The sequence below is a fragment of the Desulfoferrobacter suflitae genome (assembly GCF_022603395.1).
Lineage (GTDB): Bacteria > Desulfobacterota > Syntrophobacteria > Syntrophobacterales > Syntrophobacteraceae > Desulfoferrobacter > Desulfoferrobacter suflitae.
The window spans coordinates 243,549-256,744 of record NZ_JAIBKA010000005.1 but is presented as its reverse complement, the minus strand read 5'-3'; the positions used below and the strand labels follow the sequence as shown (position 1 = coordinate 256,744).

Sequence of the window (13,196 nt, the reverse complement as noted above, 5' to 3'; positions counted from 1 at the left end):
GTAATCTAGGGTTGCCCAAGCATATGTCAATGGACTGGAGCCGGGTTTTATGGCGGCAGGTCCCTGCCTGGACCATGCTGCACCTGCCCTGAAGCCCGCTGTTGCTGAAGAGAGTTGTGCGTGAAAACAGACAGAGAACCCCCTAGACACCATTTTCAACTGCTGTCTCGAATTCCGGGATTAGTGCACGGGGCGTTCGGCCGAGACGGCGGGGTGAGCCTCCCGCCCTATGCGTCGTTGAATGTCGGCTGGAGTAACGGCGATTCTCCGCAGGCTGTCAGGGAAAACCTGTCACGCGTTAAGGGAGCCATGCGGGTCCGCCACCTGCTGGGAAGTCGTCAGGTGCATGGGGATAGGGTTCAGCTGATCGATGAAGCCTTGCTGGGGTCGGCGGAAAAATGTGGCCCTACGCTGATAACCGCTCCTGCGGATGCTCTTGTGACCCATCTGAAAGAGGTCGGTTTGCTGATCAAAGTTGCCGACTGCCAGGCGGTTTTCCTGGCCGATCCCGGCAGGCAAGTCATCGCCAATGTCCATTGCGGCTGGCGGGGGAGTGTCAACGGTCTGCTGTTTAAGGTGGTGCGCATCATGCGGGAACACTATGGCTGCCGGCCGGAGGATCTGCTTGCCGCCGTCAGCCCGTCCCTTGGTCCCTGCTGTGCACAATTCAGAAATTACCGAGACGAACTGCCGCCCAATTTCTGGGACTTCCAGGCAAAGCCCGAGTATTTTGACTTCTGGGCGATCACCCGCTGGCAGCTGCACAGAGCTGGGCTGCGCCGGGAGAATATTGAAGCGGCCGAACGCTGCACGGTGTGCGAAAGCGACCGCTATTTTTCCTATCGGGCCCAGGGGACAACGGGTCGCATGGCAGCGGTCCTTGCCTGGAGCTCAGCTTTGTTGAGGAATTGAGCCATGGTTAAGATTCAGGAACAAGCCTGGATCATGGAACATGAAAAACTTGCCCGGCAAACTTACCGGCTCATGCTGCAAAGCCCCGAAATTGCTGCCGCTGCCAGGGCGGGTCAGTTCGCCATGGTGCGTTTGGGCGACGGTCTGGACCCGCTGCTGCGACGTCCATTTTCGTTCCACCGCATATTTCCCAAACAGGGCATCATAGAAATCCTCTACAGAATTGTCGGGCGTGGTACCGGTAAACTTTCCCGCATTCAAGTGGGTGATTCCCTCGACGTGATGGGTCCCCTGGGCAATGCTTTCAGACTGCCTTCATGCGACTCTTCCCTGGTTGTCCTGGTAGCCGGAGGAATAGGCATTGCCCCCTTTTTTGCCCTGATGCAAGACCTTGTGGGCCGTCCGGACGCTTCGCTCCATCTCTTTTACGGAGCGCGCAGCGGCGACGAGCTCCTGCCGCCGCAACTGTTTGACGGCCTGCGGGTGACGGTTCACCGGAGTACGGACGACGGCAGCCTGGGATATTGCGGGCGGGTCACCGATCTGTTCCAGGAGTTCATGGGGAGTGCTCTACCCAGACCGGATGCGGTCTATTCTTGCGGCCCGTTGGCCATGCAGTATCATGTGGCCAGGTGGGCGTTGAATCAAGGGGTGGATGCGCAACTGTCGCTGGAATCCCTCATGGCCTGCGGAGTGGGGGCCTGTCTGGGATGCGCCCTGCCGGCAATCGGAGCGGATGATCCCGCGACCGATCATTACCTGCACGTTTGCAAAGACGGCCCCATATTTTCACCAGGATCAATCCAATGGCAAAAGATTCAAATGCACCGGGCGCTTCCCCAGACCTTTCTGTACAATTAGGCCCACTGCGCCTGAAGAACCCGGTCATGGCGGCTTCGGGCACGTTCGGCTACGGCGAAGAATATGGCGCGTTTGCCGACGTCGAGAAACTCGGCGCCATCGTGGTTAAGGGCATTTCACTCGAGCCGCGGGCGGGCAATCCGCCCCCACGGCTGGTGGAAACGCCTGCCGGCTTGATCAATGCCATCGGCCTGGAAAACGTCGGTCTGGATCATTTCATCAGCGGCAAGTTGCCCTATCTTCACGGCAAGCGGGTTCCGGTCATCGTCAACATATTTGGAAACCGTTTGGAGGATTATGCCGAGCTCGCTTCCCGGCTGGATCGGGTGCCCGGCATAGCCGCGCTGGAAATCAATATCAGCTGCCCCAACGTCAAGCAGGGCGGCATGCTGTTCGGGGCCGACCCTGCCATGGCCGCTTCCGTGGTGAAGGCGGTGCGCGCAGCGACGACCCTGCCGCTCATCACCAAACTGACTCCCAACGTGACCCGCATCGGGGACATCGCGCAGGCGGTCGAAGACGCCGGTACGGATATCATCTCGTGCATCAATACGGTGGCGGCCATGGCGGTGGACATCTTTTCGCGGCGCCCCAAGCTGGCCAATATTGTGGGCGGACTGTCCGGCCCGGCCATCAGGCCGATTGCCTTGCGGTGCACCTATGAAGTGGCTGCGGCGGTGCGCTGCCCGGTGATCGGCGTGGGCGGCATTTTCGATGCGCTCGATGCCATGGAATTTTTTCTGGTGGGAGCAAGCGCGGTCCAGGTCGGCACCGCGAACTTTGTGCGCCCTTCCGCAACCCTTGAGATCATCGCCGGCATCGAGCGTTTCCTGCAGGTGGAGGGGATCAGCCGGTTACAGGATTATATTGGAACACTGGATACCCGCTGCGTTTTTCCATTCGCCGAGGAATCATGTGCGCTTGGTGATTGATTGACCGCGTGCGTTCGGTTGGTTTCAGCGGGCAATGGTGAGGACACTCAAGGGGCGGTGTGCGAGACGAATGCACGGCCCGCTCGACGGCAATCTTGCAGCGCCGCAGGGTGTTTTTCTATGGCCCTGCGCTCTTCAATTCCCGGAAAACAGAGCTCACCGGCATAGTGGACATCCAGCGCATCAAAAAAATAGCGCACGGGCAACACGGCGCAGTCGAACAGGCGTTTGCCGCGGGTGGCCGCAGCGCTCAAGAGAAAGCCCTTGCGCGGCGGCTGTCGAGGATGATAGGCGCCGGCGGCTTGAGCAAGCTTCTTCTTCATTAAAGGAGCCTGCGACCGGTCGATGAGCGCCTTGAGCTGGGCCGTGACGCTGTAAAAATAGATGGGGGAGGCCACCACGATGCCGTCTGCCCGTTCTAACCGGAAATACACCTCGACCATGGCATCCTGCTGTACACAGCTTCCGGCCTTATCGCAATGGCCACAGCCGATGCACGGCTGAATCTGCACATCACGAACGTACAGCCTTTCAGGCGTTGCACCACAATCGGCGGCACCGCGCAGGAATGCATCCAACATCGCATCGGTGTTTCCCCCTTTGCGGGGAGAACCATAGATACCGAGCACACGCATCGAGAGACTCTCCTTGAAGGCGTTCTATGGGTTCTTTACAGAGCGTGCTTTCTTTGTTACTGTTTTTTGCATCGATGGGCAATGAACTTTACGGGCCGGTTGAGATTTTGATGTGATTTGCAGCTGCGGTGGACAAGGAGGGAGGACATGGCCGATTGTATCTTCTGCAAAATTGTTCAAGGAGAGATCCCCTGTGCCAAGATCTACGAGGACGACCTGGTGCTCAGCTTTCTCGACATCAACCCGATAAACCCCGGACATACCCTGGTGCTTCCCAAAAATCACTATGAGACTCTTTTTGAAGTTGACCCCGAGACACTGGAAGCCTGCATTTTAGCCGCACAGAAAATATCCGAAGCGGTTTACCGGGGGGTCAAGGCAGCCGGGTTGAATTTTCTTCAGAACAACTTTCGAGCCGCCGGTCAACTCATCGAGCACGTGCATTTCCACCTGATCCCACGTTATGAAAAGGACGGCTTTCTGACCTCCTGGCCCGGCAGGGAATATGCGGCGGGCGAGATGGAAAAGACCCGCAAGAAAATTCTGGCGGAGCTCTGACCCCCCGGAATCCGTTTCGGCGGTTGCCGTCAGCCGGACTTTTTCCCGGTCATGCTCTGGATTTCAACCTTGATGATGGCCACCCTGTCCACATCGAGCGACGTGCAATCGACGCTGCCGGCCTGGCAGTGGCCGAGAATTATGCTCAGCGCCTCCCGTTTTTCCTGGCAGGTTTCAATAAAAGCGGCCTTCCCATGTCCGATGACGCTGCGGTATTTTGTGCCCCATTGGCAGAACGAGTCTGATTTGACCAGTTCCACATCCGTTTCCATTGCAAAACAAACCAGATCATTGCGCCTGAGGGCTTCTATCTTGTGGCCCTGGAGCGCCGAATGAAAGTACAGGCAGTTGTCTTGAAAGCCGTAATTGAGGGGTACGATATAGGGCACGCCTTCGTCGACAAAGGCGATTCGACAGACGGCGGCCTGCCGCAGGATGGCTTCGAGCTCCGCCCGGTCGGTTATTTCCTTGTCTTTTCGTCGCATCAATCTGTCCTTAACTAATCTTCATCCCTGCCGGCATTGTGGTTGAGCCATTGGCGCAGGCGCTGCTCGAGAATCCAACCAGCATACAGCTCCGCTCCGCTGGCGGCAAGGAGTTTTTCCTTATCGCTTGGCGTTAAAGCCGAAAGGATTTCGGGACACAAAAAATTCACGCAGAATGAATGCCTGGCGATCAGCTTGCACCCGTTTGCCCCAACAAACAGGCAATGGTCGTGGGCTTCTCGCACCGTATCGAGGGGAACGCCCAGCAAAAGATTGATGAATAACAGCCAGTCATCGTACCAGGTTTCCACCTCCCGAGCGCAACAGCTGCCCGATGCCGTGTTCGCACAGCGGCTGCACAGTGCCACCACCTGCAGTTCCTGCATCAACCGGTGAGTAGCCTGGATGGCTTCACGGTATTGGGCAACAAGCCCCGGGAAATCTCTGTCCGCCATGATCGCCGGCCCATAGAGGGCAAAACGGTCTTTTGCCCGGTCGATCTCTGTTTCAATAGGTGAAGTCTGCATCTGCATGCTTTCAGCTTCTTGATGTTGTTGATTCTTTGCAGCTTGACCTGCAGTTTATTGCAATCCTATATTGGTAGCATAGCATTAAAATTGATATTACTTGATTCTTGTCATACCAGCACTGTCAGCCGGAAGAGCTGAGAGGTTTAGCAAATGCGGTCGCTTCGGTCAAATATTCTAAGGCGAAACCATTCGGAGGAGGATGACTTATGAAAAGGGCGTACCGGAATCTCGCCGAGACGATTCGTCAAGCCGACCCCGATGCCAGTTTTGGTATTGAGTTTTGGGACGGAGAGACTTTGAGCTTATGCAGCAACCCCAGGGCAACTCTGCGTCTCAAATCGGAAAATGCCGCCAGGGATTTGCTGGCGAGAAAGTGGCTGGCATTTGGAGAAGCCTACACCGCAGGGGACATTGAAGTAGACGGAGATCTGCAAGAGCTCCTGCGCCTGGGAATGGCGGTGAGCTTTGATGATGCCCCCTCGACATTCCGGCACAAGTTGGAACTGTTGCGCATCTGGGCCAAGACCCTCAACACGCGCGGGCGCTCCCCACAGAACATCGCCTCTCATTATGATCGCGGCGATGACTTCTATGCACTCTATCTTGACGACACGATGGCCTATTCGTGTGCGTATTTCGAAAATGGATGCTCCGCCCTGGAACAGGCCCAGCTCAGTAAATATGAACACATCTGCCGCAAACTGATGCTCAAGAGCGCTGACAGAGTGGTGGACGTCGGCTGCGGGTGGGGCGGTATGCTCATTTATGCGGCGCAAAAGTACGGGATAAAGGGGCTCGGGTGCACCCTTTCGCACAACCAGTACAAATATGCCAACAACAAGATCAGGCGTTTGGGTTTGCACAATCAAATTGAAGTCGTTTTGGAGGATTATCGAAATCTTCAGGGAACCTTTGACAAATTTGTATCCATCGGCATGTTTGAACATGTCGGCAGGGAATTCATTCCCCTGTTCATGAAAAAAACCTCGCAAATCCTCAACCGCGGCGGGGTTGGACTGCTGCACACCATCGGCAAGGACGTCAAGTCTTCGCGGGACCCATGGATCATGACATATATCTTTCCGGGCGGATACCTGCCGCATCTTGCCGAAATCATAGAAAGCATGGGCAAGAGAGGGTTCTCCATACTGGACGTGGAAAACCTGCGCATGCACTACGCCAGGACCCTCGAATTGTGGACGGAAAATTACGAACGTAACATCGACAAGGTGCGGGAGATGTATGATGAAGAATTTGTCCGCATGTGGCGATTGTTCTTGAATTCCTGTTCGGTGGCCTTCAAATATGGCGAGCCGCGCCTCTATCAAATCCTGTTTTCAAACGGGTTGAACAACGATCTGCCGCTGACTCGATCCCACTGCTACAAACCGCCATGCAATTGAGAGGGGGAGGCCGGCAAAAAATCATTCTCCAAAGGATCTCTTTCTGCTACACCATTAGTGAGGTTGTTTCTGAAAACCGGATGCCTAACGGAAGCATCCCGGAGAACACTGGGACGGGCGGCCAAAACCCATGATCCGATGAACCGCAAAGCAGAGAAAGCGCCATGACAAATCATCACGATATGAACAACCAGGAAGATGCTCGATTAGGTCAGGAAGTTGAAGCTCAACTCAAAGAAGTGCTCAACAGATTGCCCAACGTGGTACCAGTATACCTGTTCACCCGGAAAGGACAGGACGACGCATTTGTGAAAGCCGCGCGCGACCTGGTCAGGGCCTTTCGGTCGCTGTCAAAAAAGATTGATTTTAGAGAGTATGAGCTGGGCGGTGAACTGGCCCGCAAGTGGAACGTAAACCGTTCGCCTTCCATCCTGTTCGATCCGGAACGTTTTTCCATCCGATATCTCGGTGTGCCTTACGGAGAGGAAGGAAGGACGCTGCTTGCCGCCATTTTGTTGGTGGGAATGCGAGCCAGCGGCCTCAATGAACAGACCCGCAATGTATTGCAAAAAATAGACACTCCGCGGGAGATCAAACTGTTTGTGAGTGCCACCTGCCCCTACTGTCCGGATCAGGCCATCAACGCCATCAAGACAGTCATCGAAAATCCCCGCCTATTCTCGCTGGAAATGATTGATATTCAGTCCAATGCGGACCTGGCAGAGCGTTACTCGGCCTACAGTGTCCCGCAAACCTTCGCCAACGATGTTCTCATCGCCCAGGGGGCCCAGCCCGAGGAGCTGTTCGCTCTGTCCTTGGAGAAAATGGAGCCCCAGAGCGTATTCATCCCCGAAAGTGATGCGCAGGTGGTCGAGACGGATGTGGTTATCGTCGGGGGAGGCCCTGCGGGCCTTTCAGCCGGCATTTACACCGTGCGCAGTGGGCTCAAGACCGCGGTCATAGAGCGTGGGCCACTCGGTGGGCAGGTGGCAACCACTCCCGTCGTGGAGAACTATCCCGGTTTTGCACGCGTGCCCGGCAAGGCGCTGGTGGACATTCTGGTGAGCCACGCGCTGGAGTATGTGCAGATTTATCATGGCGAGGAAGTCCTCGACATTTTACCCAACGATACCGTCGAAGTCATCACGAGCCGCAGAAAATTCCTTTGCAGGGCGGTTATCCTCGCCACGGGAGCCACCTACAGGCGGCTGGGTGTGCCTGGTGAGTCCCGGTTGGCCGGCAGGGGGGTCAGTTATTGCGCCACCTGTGACGGACCTCTTTTCAGGGGCAAGCAGGTCATTGTGGTCGGTGGCGGCAACAGCGCCACAACCGAAGCACTGCATCTGTACAACATCGGCGTCCAGGTCACTCTCGTTCACCGGCGCGACACACTGAGAGCCCAGGAGCACCTGGTTAGAAACATCCGCGACAACTCCATTCCCGTTCTGTGGAACACCGAAGTGCAAGAGATCAAAGGCAAGGAGCGGGTGAGTGAAGTGGTGCTGTACAACAACAAAACCCGTGAGACGAGCAGTCTGCCCACTAATGGCGTATTCATTGCCATTGGTTATAATCCCACGGTGGAACTGGCGCAGAAGCTTGGAATTGAACTCACTCCCGATGGCTTTATCAAGCATGATTCTCATCATCGCACCAGCATCCGCGGAATCTACTCGGCCGGTGATGTCGAAGGGGGATACAAGCAGATCGTTACTGCCATGGGTCAGGGCACGGAGGCTGCTCTGTCCGTGTATGAAGACCTCATGCACCCGTATTGGCAGGTGCAGCAGGGGGTGGTGTGATTTTGCTGGAACAGGGCGGAATGGTGGGGAGCGGCCGGGTATAATGGGGAGGCCTGAAGCTGCCGGCGGGCCGAGCCCAAAGCCTTGCCCCGCTGCTCCGGGACGAGTGCCTTTGGCCAACTGGCGGTGATGGATCGTTTTGAAATTCAAAAGTCTTCAAAAACGTTTAGCCGTTTCCCTTCTGCTGCCCGTTGCATTGCTTCTCCTGGCAGTGGGGATACTGGGATTCGCCTACGCTTCCCAGAGCCTGTTCGCTCTGTGGACAGAGGCAACGACGTTGCAGCTGCAGCGTTCCGCCCATCAAATAGACATGCGTCTGGGGCGTATCAAGGAATGGCTCCAGATGTTCCATCGAACGGCTGGAGCAGGTGATGCTTCGGCCCTCCAGGAATGGCTCATCGAGCAATTGAAAAGCCAGCAGGGAGTCACGCAAGTTCACTTGAATTGGGTCCAGGAAGACTGCGCGGGCGAGAATCCGCTTATAGGGCAGCAGGAGAAGCGCGGCCCGGGGATGGCAAAGGGTATGCCAATGATGCCCGGCCGGGGAATGATGCGCTTCAAACGAGCGAAAATCGTTGAGATCACTTCTCCTCAATATGACTCAGTGGTGGAACATCAGACGGTATCCCTGATTTCCGATCTCCTGGATGCCAACGGTCAGGTGGTGGGTAAATTGGAAGTGGTGGTGCGCTTCAATTATTTGATTCAGGACCTGATGACTGGCCAATCGTTCAAGGAACTCAAGACTTTTCTCGTGGATCGAAGCGGCCGGGTGCTCACCTGCAATGTTACAAACGGGCCGAAGCGGCTGGGAGAGGACGATGATCCGCTCGCAATCGAGACGGTGCAAGCCCTTCAGCGGCAGCCGTCCGGGACTATTCTGGGAGAGGGGCATCCTCCCGATCAGGTGAGCGGTTTTTACAGGCTGAAGGAGGCGCCGTGGAGCCTGGTCGTCTTTAGTCCCGGAAGAGAAGTGCTGGTTCCCATCATTCGTTTTCGAATCTATTACGTGGTAACCGGGTTGGCTTTTATACTCGCTATTCTGCTGCTGATTCGGCTGGTCATGGGACGCACTATCGCTTCCATAAAGCGGGTTTCAGCCGCCGCCGAAAAAATCGCCCAGGGTCGCTACGGTGTACCGTTGCCCGTCACAACAGAAGACGAGGTGGGGCAGTTGACGCGCAGTTTCAACACGATGGTCGGCCAACTGGAAGAAGGAGTTCGGCTGAAGGAAGCTTTGGATCTGGCCATGGAGATACAACAGAGTTTTCTTCCCAGAAACGCTCCTCATGTGGACGACTTGGATATCGCGGGAGAGACCATCTATTGTGATGAGACGGGTGGGGATTACTATGATTTCCTGGAGCTGTTCCAACCCGGTGACGGCAGGTTGGCGGTTGCGGTAGGAGACGTGGTCGGCCACGGCATTGGAGCGGCTTTGCTCATGACCACGGTGCGGGCGTTTTTGCGCGGGAGAGCGGTTCACCCCGGCAGTGCCGGTGAAATGATAACCGACGTCAACCGACTTCTGTGCATTGACACGGCGCACAGCGGCGATTTCGTGACACTCTTCTTTCTGTTCCTCGATGCACCCAGGCGCGAATTGCACTGGATTCGTGCCGGTCATGATCCGGCCCTGGTGTATGATCCAATGAGCGATTCATTTGATGAACTGAAGGGGAGCGGCATGGCTCTGGGGGTCGACGATACCTTCGAGTATCGGGATAACCGGCTGAAAGAATGGAGGGACGGCCGGTTGATCGTGATCGGCACCGACGGCATTTGGGAAGCGGAAAACCCTTGGGGGGAAATGTATGGCAAGGATCGGCTACGGTCGGTCATGCAGCGCAACAGCCGGTTGTCGGCGGAACAAATCCTGCGCGCCGTCATTGCCGATTTGAACGATTTTCGCCAAAATGCGCCGCAAAATGATGACATCACCCTGGTTGTGGTGAAGACCGGAAAAAAGGAGTGATCGACAACCATGACAATGACACTTGTTCAACCTGTTACGATATGAAATAATTATTGTTTTTGGATTGGCAGGAGCTTGAAGATCCCTTGCGGTTGAGTTATCAATAAATGTGTTTTGTTGTTACTTTGCAGGGGCTTGCTGGCGGACACCGGAGAATTCAACCAAAGAACCGCCCGGCGGCACTCCAGGAGGGCTCGTTCCATGGTAAACGGCGCCAAAATCATAGACTTTCAACAGGCGGCAAAAAGGTTGGCCGGGAAAAGGAGAATGGAGCCGGCGACAACGGCCATCACGCGGGTTGAAAATGTCAGGCGAGTCACTCCGGAGGAAATCGACAAGGCCCTCCAGGAAAACCCCGACCTGGAGTATCTGAGGGAAAAAGGCATCACCATTTCCCATGTATCTGCCTGGCTGGAGAGGTTTCCCGCCATGTCCCTGCAGGAACTGATAGCCATTCTGAAATACGCTGTGAAACAGGTAAAGAGCGGGGGAAACGACAGGATCATCGACTATCTCTTTCAACCGCTGTCGCTCGAGTAGGGGCCATCAAATGCGCAATGACCCCGGCCGGGGTTGATCGAGGGAGCTTTCCCCCATTGATTTTTTTTTGCATTGCGAGTTATGCGCAACGTGTTGCCGATAACGGTGAGACTGCTGGCGAACATGGCGCAGACGGCCAGCAGTGGATTGAGATAGCCGAAGACTGCCAGGGGGATTCCCAGTGCATTGTAAAAGAAGGAAAAGAAAAGGTTTTGCCGGATCACTCCGGCGGTTAATCGCGACAAATCCAGAATCGTCAAGATCTTTGCCGGATTGCCCCCGGTGATGGTAATACCTGCAGCCTCCTGCATGATATTGGCTCCGACACCCATTGCAAAACCGACGTCCGCCTGGGCAAGGGCGGCTGAATCATTGATCCCGTCGCCGATCATGCCTACCATGTGCCCTTTTTCCTGCAGTCCTTTGACAATTTCCGCTTTTTCCGGAGGCAGGGCCTGCCCCACTGCGTGCCGGGCTCCTAGTTCTCGGGCAACCGCCAGAGTCGTCTGCTGAGAGTCGCCGGAGACAATCCAGGTGAGGATATTTCTCGCTTGCAGTTCGTCGAAAAGCTTTGGACTGCTTACTCTGAGCTGATCCCCCAAACACAACAGCCCCTGAACATGGTTGTTCCAGCCAAAAAAGACAACGGTAGCTCCGTCCGATTCAAGGTCCTCGGCACGCCGGGTCAGCCGGGGTGCCAGCTTGAAGTTGTGCAGCCGCATGAAGTTTCTATTGCCGACGATGACCCGGCCGCACGAGAGGGTCCCGGCTACTCCCAGTCCTGCAAAGGATGTAAAATCATCTGCTTTCTCCAGCGGAATAGCAAGTTCTTCGGCCTTGCGCACAATTTCTCGGGCTATAAAGTGGCTTGATGCGGTTTCAACGGATGCAATGCGCCGCAGCGCTTCGGCTTCTTCGATCCCATTGGCAATGATGCCGGCAAGCGAAAAGCTCCCTTGTGTTACGGTTCCGGTCTTGTCAAAAATGAGGGCGGTCAGGTTCCTGGCTCTTTCCAGTGCGCATGTGTCGCGTATGAGGATGCCATGGGTTCGGCCCGCGGCAAGCGCCGCGACCTTTGCCAGGGGGATGGCGATGCCCAGTGCACAGGGGCAGGTGATCACCAGTACCGTCACGGCCCGCAGGAATGCCACGTCCCTGGGGACACTGGCGAAAGACAGAGCCACGGCGGTTACCCCTGCAAGAAACAGAATTGCGGGTACCAGCCACCGGGTGATGCGGTCTGCCAGCAGTTCCATAGGAGCCTTGGCGGCAAGGGCTTGTTGAATCATGGCTATCATTTGGCCAAGCGAACTGTCGGCTCCCACACGGATGGCCCGCATGCGCAGTTCTCCTTCGAGAACCAGAGCGCCTGCCAGAATTTCGTCTCCCACGGATTTTCTCACCGGCTTGGATTCGCCGGTCAGGACCGATTGGTCCAACGCCGCCCGGCCTGAAATCACCAGACTGTCGACGGAAACCCTTTCCCCCGAACCCACCAGGAACTCATCCCCCGCAACGATGGCCCGGGCTGCAACCCATCGTTCGGTTCCATTCTGCCATAGACGAGCTTTTTGATTGGCCAATCCGTAGAGCTCGTTTATCCCTGCGGAAACCTTCTCCCGGGCGTGCATTTCAATGTATTTTCCGAGCAGCACCAGGGTCACCAGCATTGAGGCGGTGTCAAAATACAGGTGAGTACTGCCTTCCAGCAGGCGCAGCGTGCTGTAGAGGTATGCAGCGAGAGCTCCGACGGCGATGAGTGTGTCCATTCCGGTGTGCTTGTAGCAAATTCCCATGGCCGCCCGTTTCAGGATGGGATATCCGCCGTAGAAGACCACCGGTGTGGCAAGCATCCAGAGGGGATAGGAGAGGTACGCGACGGCGTTTTGCCCAAGATCCTGAAACAAACCGAAATAGAGGGCAAAGGAGATCATCATGCTGTTCACCGTCAAAATGGCTGAAATTCCAAGGCGCAGCAACAAGCGTTTGTTTTCCTGAGAAGATTCGGATGCGCCCGGACGGGAGGCAGAATAGCCCAACTGCGCAATGCGGCTTTCAATGTCCTGCGGATTGACGCGGTGCGGGAGGTATCTGACCTGTACGAGATCGGATAAAAAACAGACTCTGGCCTGCAGCACTCCATGCATCCTGTGGAGCACTTCCTCTATGAGCCAGGAACAGGCGGTGCACCACATTCCGTCAACCTTCAGGGTAAGGTCGTGTGCCAGATCCGCTTCATCCTCCCAGACGCGACTGAAAACTTGCGCGGCGTTCGGGTCTGCTGCGCTGCGGGGGATGATGCCTGCGGCCAGGCAGGTTTGATATAGCTCCGTGTTTTTCAAATCGGCAGATGCGCCATTGGGATCCGAGGAGAGGATCTGGAAAACGTAGTGGCAGCCGGGGCAGCAGAAACGTGCTTCCGTGCCGTTCACCGATTGCTTGAGACGCGATCGGCCGATCGGCAGACCACAGAGGCTGCAGGCTCTGGTTGCCGTGCACTGGTTGTCGGTATCCATCCGCCATGAGGAAGACACGATTAACCATGGGCCTTGGCTGACGGAGT

Annotated in this window: 12 protein-coding genes; 8 read left to right on the top strand and 4 right to left on the bottom strand. The window is 56.0% G+C overall.

Annotated features, from left to right (window positions below; genetic code table 11):
- The first annotated feature begins 120 nt into the window (after positions 1-120).
- From pgeF to K1V27_RS10890, 3 genes are read left to right on the top strand one after another with little or no spacing between them, the layout of a single operon-like run.
- Positions 121-912: a peptidoglycan editing factor PgeF gene (pgeF, locus tag K1V27_RS10900; RefSeq protein ID WP_258930023.1), complete on the top strand. Its 792-nt coding sequence runs from the start codon at positions 121-123 to the stop codon at positions 910-912.
- A 3-nt stretch (positions 913-915) separates the two neighbouring features.
- On the top strand, positions 916-1,773 hold the full coding sequence (locus K1V27_RS10895) for a dihydroorotate dehydrogenase electron transfer subunit (RefSeq protein WP_258930022.1): 858 nt from the start codon (positions 916-918) through the stop codon (positions 1,771-1,773).
- Positions 1,719-2,705 carry a dihydroorotate dehydrogenase gene (locus tag K1V27_RS10890; protein WP_258930021.1) on the top strand — a complete coding sequence of 329 codons (987 nt, stop codon included), beginning with the start codon at positions 1,719-1,721 and terminating at the stop codon, positions 2,703-2,705. The genes K1V27_RS10895 and K1V27_RS10890 overlap by 55 nt, the downstream gene beginning before the upstream one ends.
- Before the next feature lie 47 nt (positions 2,706-2,752).
- On the opposite strand, the gene K1V27_RS10885 is transcribed toward K1V27_RS10890, so the two are convergent.
- Positions 2,753-3,340 carry a flavodoxin family protein gene (locus tag K1V27_RS10885; RefSeq protein WP_258930020.1) on the bottom strand — a complete coding sequence of 196 codons (588 nt, stop codon included), beginning with the start codon at positions 3,338-3,340 and terminating at the stop codon, positions 2,753-2,755.
- A gap of 147 nt (positions 3,341-3,487) precedes the next feature.
- Here K1V27_RS10885 and K1V27_RS10880 point away from each other — a divergent pair, with 147 nt between their 5' ends.
- On the top strand, positions 3,488-3,898 hold the full coding sequence (locus tag K1V27_RS10880) for an HIT family protein (protein WP_258930019.1): 411 nt from the start codon (positions 3,488-3,490) through the stop codon (positions 3,896-3,898).
- Positions 3,899-3,927: 29 nt separating this feature from the next.
- Here K1V27_RS10880 and K1V27_RS10875 read toward each other — a convergent pair whose 3' ends face one another.
- Entirely contained in the window at positions 3,928-4,383 is a 456-nt protein-coding gene (locus tag K1V27_RS10875; protein WP_258930018.1) for a pyridoxamine 5'-phosphate oxidase family protein, read from the bottom strand.
- Between the two features lie 14 nt (positions 4,384-4,397).
- A complete protein-coding gene (locus tag K1V27_RS10870) occupies positions 4,398-4,916 on the bottom strand; it encodes a hypothetical protein (protein ID WP_258930017.1) in 519 nt (172 codons plus the stop codon).
- A gap of 203 nt (positions 4,917-5,119) precedes the next feature.
- Here K1V27_RS10870 and K1V27_RS10865 point away from each other — a divergent pair, with 203 nt between their 5' ends.
- The 4 genes from K1V27_RS10865 (at position 5,120) to K1V27_RS10850 (ending at position 10,633) form a co-directional block, all read left to right on the top strand.
- Entirely contained in the window at positions 5,120-6,316 is a 1,197-nt protein-coding gene (locus tag K1V27_RS10865) for an SAM-dependent methyltransferase (RefSeq protein ID WP_258930016.1), read from the top strand.
- A gap of 164 nt (positions 6,317-6,480) precedes the next feature.
- Complete coding sequence (locus K1V27_RS10860) at positions 6,481-8,118, top strand: FAD-dependent oxidoreductase (protein ID WP_258930015.1); 1,638 nt, start codon at positions 6,481-6,483, stop codon at positions 8,116-8,118.
- 139 nt (positions 8,119-8,257) lie between these two features.
- On the top strand, positions 8,258-10,093 hold the full coding sequence (locus tag K1V27_RS10855) for a SpoIIE family protein phosphatase (protein ID WP_258930014.1): 1,836 nt from the start codon (positions 8,258-8,260) through the stop codon (positions 10,091-10,093).
- Positions 10,094-10,294: 201 nt separating this feature from the next.
- Positions 10,295-10,633 carry a hypothetical protein gene (locus K1V27_RS10850; RefSeq protein WP_258930013.1) on the top strand — a complete coding sequence of 113 codons (339 nt, stop codon included), beginning with the start codon at positions 10,295-10,297 and terminating at the stop codon, positions 10,631-10,633.
- Here K1V27_RS10850 and K1V27_RS10845 read toward each other — a convergent pair.
- Complete coding sequence (locus K1V27_RS10845; protein WP_258930012.1) at positions 10,612-13,149, bottom strand: heavy metal translocating P-type ATPase; 2,538 nt, start codon at positions 13,147-13,149, stop codon at positions 10,612-10,614. The two genes, K1V27_RS10850 and K1V27_RS10845, sit on opposite strands and share 22 nt — an antisense overlap.
- Positions 13,150-13,196 lie beyond the last annotated feature (47 nt).